Here is an 18,188-nt window from a genome sequence, read left to right on the forward strand (position 1 = left end):
AGAAGGTCACACCCGTTCCCATCCCGAACACGGCAGTTAAGCTTCTTAGTGCCGACGATACTTAGACGGTCGCGTCTTGGTAAAATAGGTAGTCGCCAGATTTATATCAGAGCCTTATGCAAATAGCATAAGGCTCTGTTTTGTTATACTGCAGCAGTAGCTCTTTAACATACAAAATTGTATATTTACATACTTAACTAATGGGTAATATACACAAGTATAGGTATTTAACCTATTGAATGCCAAATGTATTTAGAATACAATTGTTTAGAATATAAATATAAAATAATATTGCATAGGGGGAAGTAATGTGAAAAAGTTTTTTATTGTTCTGACTGCATCTTTAATAATGTCGGCTTTTGGAGCTGCTAATTCCTTTGCGGTAGGAAAAATAAAGGAGAGTGTCTGGATATTAAGATTATAATTGATGGGAAGATGGGCATATACTCAGAGGTTCCAATAGTGCAGGACGGAAGAACTTTGCTTCCATTAAGGGTAGTCTTGACAAACCTCGGTGTCCAAAATGATGATAGCCATATAGCGTGGAATCCGGATGAACAAAGTATTTTGGTGAATAAAGATTCAAAAAAATAATGTTAAAAGTGGGAAATGAAAAGGCATTGGTGGATAGCTCGGAACTTACACTTGATGTTCCGCCTGTAATATATAAAAGCAGAGCTTACATACCTGCGAGATTTATTGCTGAAAGCCTTGGTAAGAAAGTGGTGTGGGATAGCGAATCAAGAATGGTCCTGATAAAAGACTTGGAGGATTACAATTATGTAAAGGAAGTTTTCAAAAGGGCACAGGGAACAATGAAAGCTCTAAACAAGGTAAAGGTATATAGGAATATTGAGTCGGAAGAATCTACAGCAAAAAACAGCATATCTACCAGAATCAATATTAATTCTTAAATGGATTACAGTAATAAAATGGCCTATATGCAAATGAATATAAATGTCTGAGAAGAAAATGTGAACGTAGAAGCCTATTACGGAAATAGTACAATTTTTACTAGAGGGCTGTTTTCAGAAGGTTGGATTAAAAACACACTTTCATCTGCTGAGTACAGCAATGTATTTAAAGAGGAAACTGTAATAGATTTTCTTGATAATGTGGATACCTTAGCTGCAGGACTTGTTATTTCCGATAAAAATAACAGTAATGAGATTATGTTAACAGGTGATATATACTATAGGAATTATTCTGACTATAAAAGTGATGGAACTACAAACAAAGTGGAAACCGTAAATAAGTCAAATTTGAGAATTTTGATAGATAAAAATACCAGCTTTTTAAAAAACATAAATATGGAGTTTGATTGTAAAGTATCTAATGACAAAGAAAAGGAATCACTAAAAGGAAGGTCCAATATATCATTTAACGAGATAAATGGGAATTTTCAAATAAACATTCCACAGGATGTTATAAAGACAGCAAAAGAGGAAGACTAATCCGATATTAAAATATATTGGATTATAAATATTAATATAACTTGATTAATGGATGGAGGGAGCTATGTGTTATAAAAACGTACAATAATTATGTAAACCGCATTGACTTTTATGTGTAAATATTATATTATATATATATAACTGGACATATCAACATGACAACATGTAGATATGCTATGATGTTCTATTAGGGGGATAACGATGATAGGAGTGATACCAAAATACTATCTGGTTAAACAGAAAATAGTAGAGATGATTAACAACGAGGAGGTAGGACCAGACGGCATGATTCCAAGCGAAAGAGAGCTGATGAGCAGCTTTGGGATAAGTAGAATCACTGCCAAAAAGGCTATCGATGATCTTGTTAATGAAGGATATCTCTATAGGATCCAGGGCAAAGGGACATTTGTAAAAAAAGATACCCTTGACCAGGATTTGATATCAATTACCAGTTGTACCCAAGATATTGTAAAACTAGGCATGACGCCATCAAAGCGTCTTTTGACGGCCGAAGTTATTGAGGCAGATAAGACGAGAGTAAAAAAATTACAGCTCTCTAATGGGGAAAAGGTATTTAAAGTAAAGAGAGTCTATTATGCAAACAATGAACCTATAAACCTGACCACAACATATTTGCCATGCAAGACATTTCCTTTAATAGAGACCTATGATTTTGGAGTGCACTCTATTTATGACATTCTTGAAAGCAAATACAATATCAGAATTACAAAGGCTACAAGGACTATTGAAGCTGTACTGGCAGTCGATGAGGTTGCCAAGGAACTGGAGGTAAAACAAGGAGACCCTATACTCCTGTTCAGGGCTGTAACTTTTGGAATGGTAAATGGGCGGGAGGTTCCTATAGAAACTTTTAAAAGCTTCTATAGATCCGATAAATTCAAATTTTATATTAATCAAATCCATCAATAGCATCTTAACACAATACATTAATGCAATACCAAGGACACGTCAGGTAAAAGGTATAATTTGCCACGGCTTAGTTTTTTGCACCCAAAAAAAGCTTAAGAAGTGGTTCTTTATAAGGAGTCTTAATGTCGCGGCTAAGACTTCGCTACTAACAAATATAAAATTCATCAAATCATCAAAACTGAATCAGAGGAGTGGTCGACATGGGAAAAATGAAATTTGCAAGAAAGGTGTCGTTTTTACTTGTAATTGTTATGTTAGCTTCTATGCTTTTCACAGGTTGCTCTACCAAAACAAATGATTTAGGAATTGCACTTATCACTTCTGCAGCAGGACCAAACGACAAGGGATATAACCAATCTGCAGTTGAGGGATTGGAAAAAGTCAAAAATGAATTAGGTATAGATTATAAAGTGGTAGAAACTCAAGACATTCCGGGAAGCCTGTCACAGCTGGCCGGTGCCGGATATAAACTAATTTTCAGTTTGGAGTACAATTTTGATGCTCTTATTAAAGGTGTGGGTGGAAACAAGCCGATTGCAGAACAGTACCCAGATACAACCTTTGTTATATTCAATGATAATCCAAATGTAAATGAGGATGGTAGTGTAAAACATAAAAACGTTGTTTCAGTTCTATTTGATGTTCATGAAGCATCATTTATTGCTGGTGCTTTGAGTGCCCTTGTAAATGAAAATGCTTCTAGTCTGTTTAATACCTCGGACTATGCCTTTACCTCAGGGGATGCGGGAAGAAAGGTTGGTTTCCTTGGAGGAACAAAGTCAAACGGTATTACAGTATTTGGTTATGGTTATGCAGAAGGAATTAACTATATAGCAAAAGAGCTGGGGGTAAAATATACATTCTACAGTGATTATAATGCCGGCTTCAGCGATTCTGCCGCTGGTGCAACAAAAGCAAACACATATTATTCCGACGGTGCAAATATTGTCTATGCAGTAGCAGGGGCTGTCGGCGACGGAGTTACTGCTAAGGCCAAGGAAATTAAAAAACTTGCGATAGAGGTTGATGCAAACAAAGATAACAATCAACCCGGGTATATATTGACAAGTGTATTAAAAAATACAGAAGTACCTGTTTATGAAATTTCAAAGCACTTCAACGAACAAACCATGGATAAGGTTAACGGGCAGGTTTTAAACTATAACCTTGCATCCGGAGCAACAGGAATTACCGATCTGAGTGTAATAGAAAGCAAAATCAAACCTGATGGAAAAGCCAAGTGGGATGAGATCAAAGCACAGATCAAAGCTGTGTCAGGAAAGATAGGTAGCGGTGAAATCAAGGTCACAAATGCCCAAGCAGGTGAAAGCTTTGACAAATCAAAACTTACAAATCTTAATATGCCAAACGACTGATAAATTAAAAATCAAACAGAATGAAGGCGGTAAATATGTACGCAATCGAAGCTGTTAATTTAACAAAAAAATATGGCGATTTTGTTGCCAATGAAGATATAAATATCTCCATTGGACAAGGCGAAATTACTGCAATAGTCGGTGAGAACGGAGCCGGAAAAACAACTCTTATGAACATGTTCTTTGGGCTTCAGCATCCGACCAGCGGAGAACTGAGAGTACAGGGCAGGCCGGTTTCCTTTAACTCTTCATTGGATGCTATAACCTGCGGATTAGGGATGGTGCACCAGCATTTTAAGCTGGTGCCCAGCCTCACCGTTTTTGAAAATATTCTTCTGGGTACCGAAATAAAAAAGGATATAAAAATATCAGGTAAACTAATCTTCAAAAGCCCAATAATTGACCGTAAGCAGGAAAGAAAGACTGTACAAAAGCTGATTGATGATTACAAGTTCGAACTCAATGCTGATGACGCTGTGGAAAACATTTCAATTGGAGCCAAGCAAAGAGTGGAAATACTGAAAATGCTGTACCGTAATGTTGATATTCTTATATTTGACGAACCAACAGCTGTCCTGACTCCACAGGAAGTGGATGAGCTGCTTATAAGCTTCAAGGAACTTAAAAAACAGGGCAAAACAATTATTTTGATTACACACAAGCTCAGAGAAGTGATGGAAGTCAGTGACAAGGTAGTAGTTATAAAACGCGGCAGAGTTGTCGGAAGCAGAGTTACAAAAGAAACCAATGCAGCTGAAATAGCTAAAATGATGGTTGGGCGGGAAGTTATTCTCAATGTAAATAAGGAAGAAAAGGATATCTGCCAAAACAAGGTTGTATATTGTGTTAAAAATCTATGTACAGAAAATAATTTTGGCAAGAAAGTTCTTGATAATATATATTTTGAAATAAAAGAAGGGGAAATCCTCGGGGTTGCAGGTGTTGAGGGCAACGGACAAAGTGAACTGGTCAGAGTGCTTTCAGGTCTGATGAAAGCTACCGAAGGCTCGGTTTACCTTTATGGCAGGGATATAACCAATAAGTGGCCTGCAGAGCTCCGTTCGTCGGGTATTGGAATAGTACCTGAGGACAGGTACGCCCAAGGCCTTTGCAAAGATATGACTATATCGGACAATTTGATAGCAGGTTATCATAATAACGAAAAACTGTGCAGAAAAGGCCTTTTATTAAAACAGGAAATTGAAAAGGTAAGCGACAGACTAATTGAAAAATACGACATCAGAATAGCTGAAAGAAACGGTAATGTTTCGCAGTTGTCGGGAGGAAATGCCCAAAAGATAATAGTAGCAAGGGAATTTGACTCAAATCCGGATATGCTCATAGTAAGTCAGCCTACCCGTGGTGTGGATATAGGTTCCATAGAATTTATTCATAAGAAGATTCTGGGCTTAAGAGATGAGAACAAGGCAATTTTGCTTGTCTCCAGTGAACTCAGCGAAATAATGAATCTGAGTGACAGAATTATAGTTATGTACAAAGGGAGAATTGTAGGAGAGGTAAAGGGTAAGAACGCAGACAGTGAGAAAATAGGACTGATGATGGCTGGTTTGGCTGTAGAATAAGAGGAGTAGTGTGAAAGAATAGTTTTGCAGCGAATGGAGATTATTATGAAAAACCACAGTTCAATTCTAAAAAGTATATATAATGTTTTGTTTCCGGTGCTCAGTGCCCTCTTTCTGGGAGGAATAATAATAGCTGTAATAGGCGAGAACCCTTTTTCCACTTATTCCATAATGATCCAGAAATCTCTTTTCAGTGTCAATGGTCTGCTTAAAACCTTGCACTTTGCAGCTCCTTTGATATTGACGGGGCTTGCGATCGCCATTACCTTCAAGGCGAATATTTTTAATATGGGTGTTGAAGGACAGGCAGTGCTTGGTGCATTTTTTGCCGGAGTGGTAGGCTTCAGTGTAAAAGGGTTTCCACCTTTATTCCATATTACCTTATGCATTTTGACAGGTATTGCTGTAGGTATGCTTTTTGCACTTATTCCTGCTATTCTTAAGGCTTACTTCAATGTAAATGAAATGGTTGTAACTCTTATGCTCAACTATGTGGTGGTGGAAATAGTCAAGTTTTTATCACAGGGGGTATTTAAGGATCCCAGCTCAGGATATGTATCAACCTATCCTATTTTGGAAAGTGCAATGTTTAAAAAGATATTTAATTCCGATCTGACAATATTTTTCTTTATAGCACTTATTGTATTTGGAATCATGTATGTTGTTTTTAAACATTCAAAGCTTGGATATGAAGTAACCGCCATAGGAAAAAATCCTGAGTTTTCAGAAGCAACGGGTATGAAGGTAAGTAAGAAAATTATGGTTATCATGCTTATAAGCGGAGCAATAAGCGGTCTTGCCGGTGCAGGTTTCCTTATGAGCGAGAAATTCCGATTTACTCTTGATTTCTCCGGAAGTCCGGGACTGGGATGGGATGGGATGCTGATTGCACTTCTTGGAAGTCATAATCCTGTTGGAATTCTTATTGCCGCCATATTCTATGCAGCATTGAAAACCGGAAGCGATTATATCAGTGTTTTTACAAATGTTCCAAAAGATATTGTTGGGGTTATCCAGGGTATTATGATACTTTTACTTTCTGTAAAGTTTTTGAACAGTAATTTGGATTTAGCCGGAAAATTAAAAGCCATATGGAAAAAGTCCAAAAGCAGAGAGCATAAGGCTTTGTAACTTTAATAAACAGAGGTAAATAATTATGAATTTATTGAGTAACATTTTATACGACATGATCTATCACAGTGCCCCGCTTATCCTGGCTGTGCTGGGTGGACTGTTTGCACACAAGGCAAATGTCCTTAATATTGGGCTGGAGGGAATGATGCTCATGGGTGCCTTCAGCAGTACACTTTTTGTCATGATTACGGGTAATTTGTGGATTGGAGTTTTATTAAGCGTCTTCTGTACCTTGATACTTGGATTGATATTCTCATTTTTCGGGATAACGATGAAGAGCAACTTCATCATTACTGGTTTTGGTATAAATATATTTGTTCTAGCCTTAAGCTCCTTCCTTCTAAAGTATTTGCGGATGGCCAATATTAATGTAAGCTCCATTGTTAATGTAACAAACCTAAAGATCAATATTCCGATTATTAAGGACATACCCATAGCAGGCAGTCTTTTAAGCGGGCATACTGTTATTACCTATATCAGCTTCATACTCATACTTGTTGTATCAATTGTAATGTACAAAACAAAGTTTGGCGTATATGTCAGAGTTGTAGGGGAAAATGAAGAAGCAGCAAAGTCAGTTGGTATCAACAGTGCTGCTATCAAATATACAGCAGTACTCATCGGGGCCGCTCTTTGTGCTCTGGCCGGAGCAAATCTGGCAGTTGAAAGAATGGCACTGTTTACAAATAATATGACGGCCGGCAGAGGATTTATTGCCATAGCAGCAATATACTGCGGCGGAGCCAAGCCCGTTAAGTCAAGTATTTATGCCATTATTTTCGGGCTGGCAAAATCCCTGGCCATAAATCTGGCTCTGTTTGCCGGACCTGTTTCAGGACTGTTTGAAATTGTACCTTACCTTATGATTGTTATAGTACTGTTTGCAGTTTCGGCAGTTGAAGCCCGTCGTACCAAGATAAGGGGGTTTAAACTTGAATAATTCAGCACTCATAATTGTTGACATGGTAAAGGATTATACAGACCCGGAAGGACTGGTATTCTACCCTCAGAACCGTGAAATCCTGCCAAGGATAAAACATGTGCTTGAGGAATGCAGGAAACACGGTATTCTTGTAATTTTTCTTCAGCACAGTTATAGAAGCGACAAATTTGATAAGAATCTTGCAAATATGCGTCCCAACTGTATTGAAGGTACAGGAGGAGATTCCATTGATCCAATGCTGGAGGTGGACCCTGTCAAGGATTATGTGATTAAAAAAAGACGTTACAGCGGCTTTGTAGGAACTGACCTTGATATGGTCTTAAGGGAAAACGGTATAAAAAATCTGATCATAACAGGAACCAAAACAAATTGCTGCATACGTGCTACAGTCACAGATGCCTATAACCTGGACTACCTTCCGATAGTGGTGTCCGACTGTGTAGCCACCAACGATGAAACCGTAAATCAGGTTCATTTATCGGATATTAAAAAGTATCTTGGTAAAGTTGTGACTTCACAGGAGCTTTTTGACAATCTGGATAAAGGAGAGATGGTCTGATGAAATACGATGTATTAGTAAATGGATATGTCAGTCTGGACAGGATAATCAGAACCTCTGCCCCGTTGAGATACGGTTATACATCTCTTATTGAAAACAGCGACAACGCTCGTATTCAATATGGGGGATGTTCGACAAATATTGCCTATGTGATGGCGAAATTAAATATGAAGGTGCTTCCTCTCATCAGAGTGGGAGGAGATGACTATATTGAGACAGGCTTCTATGATCATCTGAGAAATGCAGGAGTATGCATGGATGCTGTTGAAATCGTTCCAGATGAGACAACTTCAAATTGTTATCTCATTGCGGATTCAGAGAATAATCACGTTACAATCTTTTATCCAGGAGCAATGGACAAAAAGTATGCAAAAGAGATGGACCCCGGTTTTTTTAAAGAGGCCCGCATAGGCATCATGACCGTGGGTTCCTATGAAGACAACTCGGAATTTTATAGACAGTGCAGAGCCCAAAATGTGCCCTTGGTTTTTGGAATGAAATGTGATTATGACGCCTTCCCGGAGAATTTTTTCAAGGAAGTCCTGCTGTACAGCAAAATTATATTCTGCAACGAATGTGAACGTGGAGAAATACAAAGAATTTTCGGGTTGAAGGATATCACAGAACTTTTTGAAAAGGGAAATGCAGAAATAATTGTCACCACCCTGGGTAAGAAGGGAAGTATTTATTACCATAAGACAGAAGACTGTATCATATCAGGACATATAACTGCTGCAGAGTTTGGCAGGGTGGTGGATACCATCGGCTCAGGAGATGCGTTCATGTCAGGTTTTCTATACGGCTATCTGAAAGGAAGAGGTGTCAGAGACTGCTGCAGTCTTGGGAGTGTTCTTTCTTCGTTTATTATAGAGAAAGTAGGCTGTACTACCAATGCACCTGATGAAGAAACATTTCTCAAACGTTTTAACGAATTTATAAAGGGAGAAGAGTGAGAATGCCATGCAAACTTTATATTCCAAAACAGAAGAAAAAGATATAGCAAAATATGTGCTGTTTTCAGGAGATCCCTGGAGGGTAGAAACAGTTGCAAAACAGTTGGAAAATGTACAGCATATAGCTTTTGCCAGGGAATTCAACACTTATACCGGTTACTATAAGGGGGTCAGAATAACAGTCACATCAACGGGTATAGGAGCTCCATCCGCTGCTATTGCCATGGAGGAAATGTACCAATGCGGTATGGAGGTTGCCGTCCGTATGGGCACCACCATGGGACTCAAGGATGACCTGCTGGGAAAACTTATTATTCCAACTGGAGCAATGAGAGAGGAAGCTACAAGTAAGACCTATGTGCCTGTATCTTTCCCGGCGGTTGCAGATATTGACCTGATAAACTGCATGAATAAAAGCACTCTGGAGAACGGAAGACAATATGTTAACGGCATAACCTGTACTATGGATGGCTTTTACAGCCAGATGAGGGATTCGCGACTGTCTTCCAAGATGAACAGAGACATGAGCGAGACATTTACTGCCCTAAAAAAATACAATATTTCAGCAGTGGATATGGAGTCAAGCTGTATGCTGGTACTGGCTAATCTTATGGGTATTAAGGGTTGTATTGTCACAATGACGACAGTTCTTGAAAACCTGAAGGATTACCTTAAAGGGGATGCACGCACAACATCTGAACAAGACCTTTGCAAAATAGCTCTCGACGGGCTTGCAATATATGACAGAGAGGTGGCTGGAAAATGAAAGGGTTAAACTTTAATGATAAAAGTATATTAATTGGAATGGTACATTGTCTTGCACTGCCGGGGACACCGAGTTTCTGCGGTGATATGAAAAAAATAACCGAACAGGCCGTGAAGGATGCCATTACTCTTGAAAATTCAGGAATGGACGCTATTATTATAGAAAATATGGGTGACGGAACCTTCGGTATAAATCTTGATATTGAACAATCCTGTGCATTGGCGGCTATCAGTGCCATTGTAGCACAAAACGTCAGCATACCCATAGGTATAGATGCCGCAATGAATGATTATGCAACTGCATTTTCCATAGCAAAGGCTATTGACGCCGATTTTGTAAGAATACCTGTTTTTGTGGACACGGTTGAGTTCTTTGGAGGAATTATCACACCGTGTGCACGGGAAGCTATGAAGTTTAGAAAAAATCTCGGTGCTGAGAATGTGAAGATACTGGCCGACATTCAGGTCAAACACACTCATATGCTGCTTCCTCACGTGACGATAGAAGATTCTGCAAAATCGGCAGAGGCCTGCGGAGCAGATGCTATCATTGTAACAGGTACTCATATAGGTATTGAAACCCCCATTGACATTATAAAGAGAGTTAAACAGGTTACAAAACTGCCGGTCATTGCCGGAAGCGGTGTTAAAACCTCCAATATAAAGGAACAGCTGAAAATTGCGGACGGTGCCATAGTAGGCTCCAGCCTGAAGGAAGGCGGCATTATAGAAAACCCTGTTTCTCCGGAGCTTTGCATGGAACTTATTAAAGCTTTTAATTCGTAGACAGTTTTCCTGAAAACACTTTAATCAATATGAATTCAAATATATAATTTATTCACCAAAATAATACAGAACAAAGGACTGATGTTTATGATGAGGCCGATGAAACTTGCCGGAAGCCAGCTAATGTTCGGAAAAGGATCACTTGAACACCTGAAGACACTGAAAGGGAAAAAAGCGTTTATTGTAACCGGTGGCTCAAGCATGAAGAAAAGCGGAATTTTACAGAAAACCATAGATTATTTGAAAGAAGCGGGAATAGACAGTTCTGTCTTTGAGGGTGTAGAACCCGATCCGCTGTTCAGCACCGTATATAGAGGAGCCGAAGCAATGAAGAAAGAACAGCCTGATATAATAGTCGGGCTTGGAGGGGGATCAGCAATGGATGCAGCAAAAGCCATGTGGGTTTATTATGAGCATCCTGAATTGACGACATTAAAGGATATAGTACCGCCAAATCCCATACCTGAGCTGAGAAACAAGGCCATACTGGTCTGCATACCGTCAACCAGCGGAACTGCCAGTGAGGTAAGCCGCTCTGTGGTGATTACCGATGATGAGACTCATGTAAAATACGGTATAGGCAATATGGAGATGATGCCCGATATTGCCATCTGTGACCCCGAGGTAACTGTAACCATGCCTGCAAAAATCACTGCTGAGACCGGTATGGATGCATTGACACATGCTATGGAAGCACTGGTATCAAAAAGAGCCAATTATTTGAGTAATATATTGGCGGGAAATGCTGCTAAAGACATAATTGTAAATCTTCCAAAGGCTTATGCCAATGGAAATGTAATTGAATACCGTGAAATAATGATAAATGCATCTATGGTTGCAGGTCTTGCGTTTACAAATGTATCTTTAGGAATAGTCCATTCTATGGCCCATACGCTGGGAAGTTATTTCGGTATATCCCATGGGCTTGCCGATGCAATAATACTTCCATATGTTATGGAGTTCAATCTGGAGGATGAAACAGCTAAAACAGCCTATTCAGAATTAGCAAAGGAACTGGGAGCCAACGATTTGATCCGGGTTGTTGAAGATCTGAACAACTCCATAGGTATTCCGTCACATATTTCAGATCTGATACCCGATGAGAATGAGTATATGGAAAAGCTGGAGGTCATGTCGGAAATGGCGTTAAATGACGGATGCACAAAAACCAATCCGGTTATTCCTACCAGGGAACAAATGAAAGCATTATTTATAAAAATATATAAAGCTCAGGTAAAATAATTATAGCTTTTGGAGGCTACTATGAAACTGATATGTTATTTATCCAATGGATACCCCACAATTGAGTCTAGCATTGCAATGGCTGAAAACTATATACAGGCAGGGTGCGATATTATAGAGGTGGATTTCCCGTCCTCCGATCCTTACCTTGAAGGCGAATATATAGCCAATCGCATGAAGGAAGCTCTTGAAGCATGTAGCGACTACAGTAAATATATGGATGGAATAATAAAGATTAAAAACAATCATCCTAGTACAAAGTTCATACTTCTTTCATATGAGAACACCATTCTGGAAATAGGCGTTGATCAGTTCATCAAATTCTGTGTAGAAAATGATTTAATGGACCTTATCTATGTTGGAAGTCATAATGAAGAAGTAAAGAACAAGCTTATTGAAAGCGGTATCAAGATATCATGCTACGTGCAATTCCACATGGACGACAAGGAAATCCAGTCAGCACTGTTGTCTAACGGTTTTGTTTACATGCAGGCCAAACCTACTACAAATAATATTAATCCGCAATTCCCGACTCTTAGGCATTGCATTGAGCATTTGAAGAAGCTGGGGATAAAAAGGGAGATATACTGCGGTGTAGGCATATATGCCCCTGAAGATATACAAATGGCAAAGGACGCCGGTGCTGACGGAGTTTTTGTAGGAAGCACGGTACTTAAGCTTCATACTGATGTTCCTAAAATGAAAGAAACCATAGTATTATTTAAAAAAGCCTGTAATGAGTGACTTGTCCTACACCTTTACCAACTGTTGGAGTACCAATTATTGTAACATTGTTAATATACTTTTTTAGTCCAAGTGATAAAAGTTCGGAGCTACTGGCTGACATATTCAAATGCATCAAGAATAGCTGTACCTGTTGGTGTAAGTGTAACACGCCTTCCTTGAAGGGTGATGCCCTGAGTCTCCTTTAGCCTCATCTAGGCGAAAAATATCACAAGTCAAGTCAAAGAACATGCAGGGGCGATGGGAGGGTAAAGAATATCAAGCTTTGTGCCAACTTCGATATAAATTGACAGCACTCACATGAATATATACAGCCAATAGCTTTTTACATTTGGGTAATATTCCTTGATCTGTTGGCTATCCTGATTCCATCTTTAAGACCCTGCCAATAGACACGTTCATAAATGATCACATCCTTTGCAGAAATAGCTTCCTCATATTGAAGAAGCAGCTCTTCATCCTCAAATGATATTTTGGATAGAATCATCCTTTGAATCTCTTCTATCCTGAGTCCCAAATTCCTGGCCCTCTTATTCTGTCTAGCTCTGATGCCTGCTATTTCAACTCGCATTTCTATAAAGCTCTTTAAATATGATCTTAAGCTTCTCATAAAAAACCTCCTTCCTCCGGCTGCCTAAGTAAAAGAATTTGTAAATAATGCCAGCCCTTCATTTTCAAGTAAGCAATTAATATTGCTATGCTATTCTTTGACACTTGGGGAATTAATAAGACCCAGTGGGGTTTTTTCTGCTTTTACCACCAAACACGAGTAATGTTGAGATTATGCGTTATTTTGGGTTAATTTTAAGTTTGACTTTTAGCTTATTTTTGGTATATTTTAGTTTTAGTAATTAACCTAAAATGTAATTAATTACATTATAATACGTGATGATGCGTGATTCAAATTTACATTAACGCATATTAACGTATTTGTTGGTTTATTCGTCCTATTACCTTCGTTTTGCGTGAAAATGCGTTTAATTACGTTAATTTTAGAGGATATATTAATTATGAATACTATTGGTGAAAGAATTAAATATTTGCGTCAAAAACATAAAGTAACTCAGAATGAATTAGCTGATGGTGCAAAGATTCAAAGAGGCAATATAAGCCATTACGAAAAAGGTCATTGGAATCCAAATTATGATACAGCAGAAAAAATTGCAAACTTTTTTAAAGTTGATGCGGATTGGCTTTATTATGGAGACTCTAATAAATTTAAGGAAGAAAACATTCCATATAAATCTGAACTTGAAAAGGCTAAAGGCTTATCAAAGGAGGCTTATGCTGATGGAAATAAGATGACATCAAAAGATAAAAAAACACTTGCTAAAGTTATCGAAGGTGCTTTGGGTGATGTTATATTAAGCACCAACAATGATGAGCTATCCGATGAAGATATTGCTATTGTAGTAAATGCCATAAAATATGCTTTTGTTATGATGAAAAAAGACCAAAAGGAGTTAAAAAACAAACGAGAAAAAGATAAATAATAATTTGCATAAATTATACAAAAATATCCATATATCTTCTTAAATTTTGTAATCTGGATTTATTGAATTATGAAGAGATGACATTTTTGAGTACTGAAACTTAGTGTTTCGGGTTTTGCTATTTCATAGAGATTCTCATTATTAAATAGGTATCGGAAGCCAAATATAAATAATTAAAAAAACCGGCGGCAGCGAGGTAAGTTATTATTAAACCTAAAAATTTTTCCTCCATGGCAAGTCGATAGACTATTTAGAGTTTCAAACATTATGGTTACAAAGAGTAATTGTAGAGAGTTTTTACTACCGCCGTAGTGTTGTCAATAAAATAAGGCTGAATATATAATACAATGTATTCAGCCTTAAGAAATTACAAAAAAGTTAAAAATTATTACAAAGTGGTAAACTATCATTTACATTTATAACTATATATAGGTCCTAATAATAAAAATACATTCCGTCAATCCTTTTGTACAGTGTGATTCTTTTGCTTTTAAAAGGTACATCACAGAAGTATAAGCACTTGCTGATATTGTTAACACCTTCATAAGCCATTTTTGCTGCAGTAATGCATTCCTGGGTGGGATTAAGGGTTTTGAATCCGGATTTATATGCTGGTGGGAATTGACCTCGCTGGAATATAACGTCTTGAACTGTGTCTGGATAGGCTGGGCTTTTTATTCTATTTAATACTACATTAGCGATTGCTACTTTGGCATTGATAGATAAGCCTTTACCTTCAACGTGGATTATTCTTGCAAGCCATAGTAAATCTTCATCGGTATATGGCCTTTTATAAATTGCTGAGGCTGGTACAGCCATTTTATCATTGGTTATTGACAATGTATAATACTTAGGGTCCCAATCAACCTTGCAGCCAAGGGTTTCAGATATGAATCTCAGTGGAACCATGGCACGGTTATTACTAATCTCTAGAGCACAATCCATATTAAACTTTTCGCCGTTAATAAGTATTTCTTTCTTATCTTGGAACAGTTCCATGAGACTTTGTTGGGTTACTACCATGGCCTTCTTTTCTCCAGCCACCCAACAAACATCTGCTCCGAGAGCCTCACTTATAATCCGCAGCGATACAAATGTACGCCCGTTTTTAATATAAGGCGGTGCATCGGTTTTGATGTATTTGCTGTTTACCTTTAAAGTGATAAAAATCTGAGAGTTTAAAGCACTTGCCGGAAGGCAGAAACTTAAGGTTAAGCAAATCATAACAATAAGACATATTACTGGCCTTGCATAACTAGTTTTTCTCATACTCATCTCCTCTTTGAAAGATTTTGCATTTATCTTGTCCAAAATAAACTTATTAGAGATAAAAATTATTTCTGTAAAATGCTATTATTCCAAATTAATCACTTTTAATCCAAATATCCTGATTTTCTATTAACTTATAAATTATAAATATTAATAATAATATAAATTTATAAATAAATGCAATTTTGGCACTATAATATCATACAGAGACAAAGCAAGCAAGGCCGCATTAGTAAACAATACAAAATAATTTATATGAAAGCTGACAGTGAGTTGGAATAGATATGAATATAGGGGGAGTGTATCTTTGATACACTCCCCCTATAGATAAAGAACTCTTATGCTCTTTTTTGTCTTTATTTCTCGAAGCTAAGCTCACACAAGCTGTTTTCGCCTGCAGCAGATCCAGTGTGTACAGGGTAGAGCTGGTATTTTCTCTTTCCGTTTTCCGAATCATTGTCAGATATGGATAAGTTCCAAGGTATTGTGGTGCCGGCAAGGTCTTCTACAGGCAACTCGATACCTAACTCAAGCACAGTGCCTTCCTTATTCCATGCCGCTTTAACTTTACCATTATAAGAACCTGGGTCAAAATCCTTTCCTACAACAGTTCGAAGAATATTTACAGTATCCTCAGGCCTTATAGATACTTCCACATTATCGTTTTCTGCAGGGTTGGCATTATTTGTAACTGTTTTATCATCGATTCTTGTAATATAGAGGAAAACGGAATTTTTATCAAATATGGCCCTCCACTCAGCATAACAGTCCTTTGCATCCTTTGGAGACGACTGATCTTTGGGATTAAGCTGATTAAACGCAAGTTTGTATTTAATTGCATTATCCCAGACACCCGGATCTTCTGTTCCGTCAATGGTTGGGGCCCTTAAGGCTTTGCGTGCCATAAAGGGAGGTAGAGTATATTCTTTTGGGGCTGGCTTTTTGGGCTCGCCCACAAAATACAATGCAGAGAGATCTTTGCCCTGCCAGCTGGTGTTTGCTCCGTTTACAGGGTACAACTGAAATGTCCTTCCACCTGTAAAGTCGTCACTGTCTGTAAGAGCTGTATTCCATCCCATTGTTATTCCGGCTAAATCCTTTTCAGCAGGGACTTCAATAGAAAACTCAACAATTTTTCCATCTTTACTCCAAACAGCCTTTCTTTCACCGGCAGCAGGATTAAAGGACCAATCCTCGCCTATAAGTGCTCTTATTTGGTTGACCTCTCCGTTGTGTTCGGTAAATAACTCTATACAGTCATTTTCATATTCTGTGGCAGCCTGTGAAACTGTTTTATTGTCATTTCGTTCTATCATTCCATAGAGCTTGTTTTTATTGTAAACAACCCTCCAGGTACCGCTTATATTTTTCAAATCTTGAGGCGGTCTTAAGTCATTTTCATTTAGCTGGTTATATGCAAAGGGGTATACCACCGCATCCTTCCATTCTTCAGCACTATACCTACCGTCTATGACAGGTGGATTTGTAACAGGGTTTGCGGCAAACGGAGGAACTATAACCCTTTTCTTCAATGCTTCCTTCTTGAGAGCTTCATAGTCTATTTTTACAGGACCTTTTTTCAAAGCATCTACTAAAGCGTTATATGCGGGCTTTGGCTTATATTCCTTGTCAAAAATATGTGCATCCCCTGACTCAGGGTAAGTAACAGGCACCCATGAGTGCTTATCTGTAAGACCCCACATGGTGAATACCTTTACCTTGTCAAAGTTTAATGCGATGTTCATTAATTGAGAGTAGGCTTCCGCCTGGTTCTTAAGCTGAGCTTCGTCTGCATAACCGTATATTCGGAAGTCAACTTCAGTAAAATCAACTTCAAGACCCAAATCTGCAAACCTTTTCACATTGTCATATATACTTCCCATATCGGGAGGTGTCTGCATATCGAAATGGCATTGGAATCCGATTCCATGTATGGGTACTTTTTTTGCAAGGAGTTCTTTCACATACTTGTAATAATAGTCTGACTTAACTCCCTTTTCTTCTATAAAGAAGTCATTCATGTAGAGTTTGGCATCAGGATCTGCCTCATGAGCCCACTGGAATGCTTTTTCTATGTATTCAGGTCCTATTTTTTCAAGCCATAAGGTGTTTCTTAATGTATATACATCAATAACCTCATTCACCACATCCCATGCATGGACCTTGCCTTTGTAGTGGCCTACCACAGTTTTGATATGATTTTCCAGAATTTTTAGCATTTCTTCCTTGGAGAAGTTTCCGCTGGTTAGCCAGGAAGGGTTTTCGATATGCCACACAAGTGTATGACCTCTCACCTTCATATTGTTGCTTAAAGCAAAGTCAACAATTTTGTCTGCTCCTTTAAAATCAAAGATACCCTTTTTGGGTTGAATAAACCCCCATTTCATCCTGTTTTCAGGAGTTATAAAGTTGTAATTTTCCTTAAGGATTTTGGCGTATTGCGGTTCATCCAGGAAATTTGGCTCAATGGCAGCACCTACAAGAATGCCGCGTTGGTCCGCCAATTGTCTCAGATTGTCGGTTGTGCTGTCCGGGTTTTGGGTTGTGTTTGCCGGGTTTACAGAAGCGGTGGCTTGGGGCTTCTTATTATTGCTGCTGCAGCCAGTCAGCAAAAGAGAAACAAGAAGCAGAGATGAAAGTGCATGGTGTACCAGTCTTTTCAAAAAAATTCCTCCCTCAAAAGTTTCATTCCGTTTGGTGAACTATTCAGATTTGGTTTGGATAAGTTCCGATAAGCCAGCTACAAAGTGGCTTATTATTATTTTACACTAAAATAATGTAATGAGCAAAGAAATATGATAATTACAGGGTGCAATGTATTTGTCAATTAAGGGAGTTGTTATAATAATTATAAAAATTTTACATATAATGCATTGACATATTTCGATTTTTGCTATAATATCATTAATAAGAATAATATACCAATCAAGCAAATAAACATAAAAAAAGAGATAAAA

Annotated in this window: 16 protein-coding genes, 1 rRNA gene and 1 pseudogene; 15 read left to right on the forward strand and 3 right to left on the reverse strand. The window is 38.1% G+C overall.

The annotated features are described in order from the left end of the window. From rrf to VIO64_RS10195, 14 genes and pseudogenes are all read left to right on the forward strand, one after another. Positions 1 to 101 (forward strand): 5S ribosomal RNA (rrf, locus tag VIO64_RS10130); the annotation flags it as partial. Between the two features lie 334 nt (positions 102 to 435). Further along, positions 436 to 914: pseudogene (locus VIO64_RS10135) on the forward strand (copper amine oxidase N-terminal domain-containing protein). 60 nt (positions 915 to 974) lie between these two features. Next, entirely contained in the window at positions 975 to 1,454 is a 480-nt protein-coding gene (locus VIO64_RS10140) for a DUF6612 family protein (RefSeq protein WP_331917744.1), read from the forward strand. Positions 1,455 to 1,655: 201 nt separating this feature from the next. Beyond that, positions 1,656 to 2,384 (forward strand): GntR family transcriptional regulator, encoded by a 729-nt coding sequence (locus tag VIO64_RS10145; RefSeq protein WP_331917746.1) that lies wholly within the window; start codon positions 1,656 to 1,658, stop codon positions 2,382 to 2,384. 200 nt (positions 2,385 to 2,584) lie between these two features. Then, the gene (locus VIO64_RS10150) at positions 2,585 to 3,760 is read left to right on the forward strand and encodes a BMP family ABC transporter substrate-binding protein (RefSeq protein ID WP_331917748.1); all 1,176 of its coding nucleotides are present in this window, start codon (positions 2,585 to 2,587) and stop codon (positions 3,758 to 3,760) included. A 35-nt stretch (positions 3,761 to 3,795) separates the two neighbouring features. Beyond that, positions 3,796 to 5,343, forward strand: coding sequence for an ABC transporter ATP-binding protein (locus VIO64_RS10155; RefSeq protein WP_331917750.1), 1,548 nt, complete (start codon positions 3,796 to 3,798; stop codon positions 5,341 to 5,343). A gap of 45 nt (positions 5,344 to 5,388) precedes the next feature. Continuing rightward, positions 5,389 to 6,474: an ABC transporter permease gene (locus tag VIO64_RS10160; RefSeq protein WP_331917752.1), complete on the forward strand. Its 1,086-nt coding sequence runs from the start codon at positions 5,389 to 5,391 to the stop codon at positions 6,472 to 6,474. A 25-nt stretch (positions 6,475 to 6,499) separates the two neighbouring features. Continuing rightward, entirely contained in the window at positions 6,500 to 7,417 is a 918-nt protein-coding gene (locus tag VIO64_RS10165; RefSeq protein ID WP_331917754.1) for an ABC transporter permease, read from the forward strand. Next, positions 7,410 to 7,979 carry an isochorismatase family cysteine hydrolase gene (locus VIO64_RS10170; RefSeq protein ID WP_331917756.1) on the forward strand — a complete coding sequence of 190 codons (570 nt, stop codon included), beginning with the start codon at positions 7,410 to 7,412 and terminating at the stop codon, positions 7,977 to 7,979. The genes VIO64_RS10165 and VIO64_RS10170 overlap by 8 nt, the downstream gene beginning before the upstream one ends. After that, the gene (locus tag VIO64_RS10175) at positions 7,979 to 8,932 is read left to right on the forward strand and encodes a carbohydrate kinase family protein (protein ID WP_331917758.1); all 954 of its coding nucleotides are present in this window, start codon (positions 7,979 to 7,981) and stop codon (positions 8,930 to 8,932) included. The genes VIO64_RS10170 and VIO64_RS10175 overlap by 1 nt, the downstream gene beginning before the upstream one ends. Before the next feature lie 7 nt (positions 8,933 to 8,939). Continuing rightward, positions 8,940 to 9,698, forward strand: a complete 759-nt coding sequence (locus tag VIO64_RS10180; protein ID WP_331917760.1) for a nucleoside phosphorylase — start codon at positions 8,940 to 8,942, stop codon at positions 9,696 to 9,698. Beyond that, positions 9,695 to 10,483, forward strand: a complete 789-nt coding sequence (locus tag VIO64_RS10185) for a BtpA/SgcQ family protein (RefSeq protein ID WP_331917762.1) — start codon at positions 9,695 to 9,697, stop codon at positions 10,481 to 10,483. Before VIO64_RS10180 ends, VIO64_RS10185 begins: the two co-directional genes overlap by 4 nt. A gap of 87 nt (positions 10,484 to 10,570) precedes the next feature. After that, positions 10,571 to 11,725, forward strand: a complete 1,155-nt coding sequence (locus VIO64_RS10190) for an iron-containing alcohol dehydrogenase (RefSeq protein WP_331917764.1) — start codon at positions 10,571 to 10,573, stop codon at positions 11,723 to 11,725. 21 nt (positions 11,726 to 11,746) lie between these two features. Further along, positions 11,747 to 12,469 carry a tryptophan synthase subunit alpha gene (locus VIO64_RS10195; RefSeq protein ID WP_331917766.1) on the forward strand — a complete coding sequence of 241 codons (723 nt, stop codon included), beginning with the start codon at positions 11,747 to 11,749 and terminating at the stop codon, positions 12,467 to 12,469. 325 nt (positions 12,470 to 12,794) lie between these two features. Here the strand turns inward: VIO64_RS10195 and VIO64_RS10200 are convergent, their stop codons facing one another. After that, positions 12,795 to 13,079 carry a hypothetical protein gene (locus tag VIO64_RS10200; protein ID WP_331917768.1) on the reverse strand — a complete coding sequence of 95 codons (285 nt, stop codon included), beginning with the start codon at positions 13,077 to 13,079 and terminating at the stop codon, positions 12,795 to 12,797. Positions 13,080 to 13,479: 400 nt separating this feature from the next. Between VIO64_RS10200 and VIO64_RS10205 the strand changes: the two genes are divergently transcribed. Further along, positions 13,480 to 13,962 carry a helix-turn-helix domain-containing protein gene (locus tag VIO64_RS10205; RefSeq protein ID WP_331917770.1) on the forward strand — a complete coding sequence of 161 codons (483 nt, stop codon included), beginning with the start codon at positions 13,480 to 13,482 and terminating at the stop codon, positions 13,960 to 13,962. 435 nt (positions 13,963 to 14,397) lie between these two features. Here the strand turns inward: VIO64_RS10205 and VIO64_RS10210 are convergent, their stop codons facing one another. Together VIO64_RS10210 and VIO64_RS10215 are read right to left on the reverse strand one after the other, a co-directional pair. Then, positions 14,398 to 15,231, reverse strand: coding sequence for a stalk domain-containing protein (locus VIO64_RS10210; protein ID WP_331917772.1), 834 nt, complete (start codon positions 15,229 to 15,231; stop codon positions 14,398 to 14,400). Positions 15,232 to 15,587: 356 nt separating this feature from the next. Beyond that, positions 15,588 to 17,894, reverse strand: coding sequence for an endo-1,4-beta-xylanase (locus VIO64_RS10215; protein ID WP_331917774.1), 2,307 nt, complete (start codon positions 17,892 to 17,894; stop codon positions 15,588 to 15,590). Between the last annotated feature and the right edge of the window lie 294 nt (positions 17,895 to 18,188).

Source organism: Pseudobacteroides sp. (assembly GCF_036567765.1).
Classification (GTDB): domain Bacteria; phylum Bacillota; class Clostridia; order Acetivibrionales; family DSM-2933; genus Pseudobacteroides.

Coding starts and splice junctions, on each gene's coding strand:
- VIO64_RS10145 (WP_331917746.1), top strand. CDS start 1,656: ATGATAGGAGTGATACCAAAATACTATCTGGTTAAACAGAAAATAGTA.
- VIO64_RS10150 (WP_331917748.1), top strand. CDS start 2,585: ATGGGAAAAATGAAATTTGCAAGAAAGGTGTCGTTTTTACTTGTAATT.
- VIO64_RS10155 (WP_331917750.1), top strand. CDS start 3,796: ATGTACGCAATCGAAGCTGTTAATTTAACAAAAAAATATGGCGATTTT.
- VIO64_RS10160 (WP_331917752.1), top strand. CDS start 5,389: ATGAAAAACCACAGTTCAATTCTAAAAAGTATATATAATGTTTTGTTT.
- VIO64_RS10165 (WP_331917754.1), top strand. CDS start 6,500: ATGAATTTATTGAGTAACATTTTATACGACATGATCTATCACAGTGCC.
- VIO64_RS10175 (WP_331917758.1), top strand. CDS start 7,979: ATGAAATACGATGTATTAGTAAATGGATATGTCAGTCTGGACAGGATA.
- VIO64_RS10180 (WP_331917760.1), top strand. CDS start 8,940: ATGCAAACTTTATATTCCAAAACAGAAGAAAAAGATATAGCAAAATAT.
- VIO64_RS10185 (WP_331917762.1), top strand. CDS start 9,695: ATGAAAGGGTTAAACTTTAATGATAAAAGTATATTAATTGGAATGGTA.
- VIO64_RS10190 (WP_331917764.1), top strand. CDS start 10,571: ATGATGAGGCCGATGAAACTTGCCGGAAGCCAGCTAATGTTCGGAAAA.
- VIO64_RS10195 (WP_331917766.1), top strand. CDS start 11,747: ATGAAACTGATATGTTATTTATCCAATGGATACCCCACAATTGAGTCT.
- VIO64_RS10200 (WP_331917768.1), bottom strand. CDS start 13,079: ATGAGAAGCTTAAGATCATATTTAAAGAGCTTTATAGAAATGCGAGTT.
- VIO64_RS10205 (WP_331917770.1), top strand. CDS start 13,480: ATGAATACTATTGGTGAAAGAATTAAATATTTGCGTCAAAAACATAAA.
- VIO64_RS10210 (WP_331917772.1), bottom strand. CDS start 15,231: ATGAGAAAAACTAGTTATGCAAGGCCAGTAATATGTCTTATTGTTATG.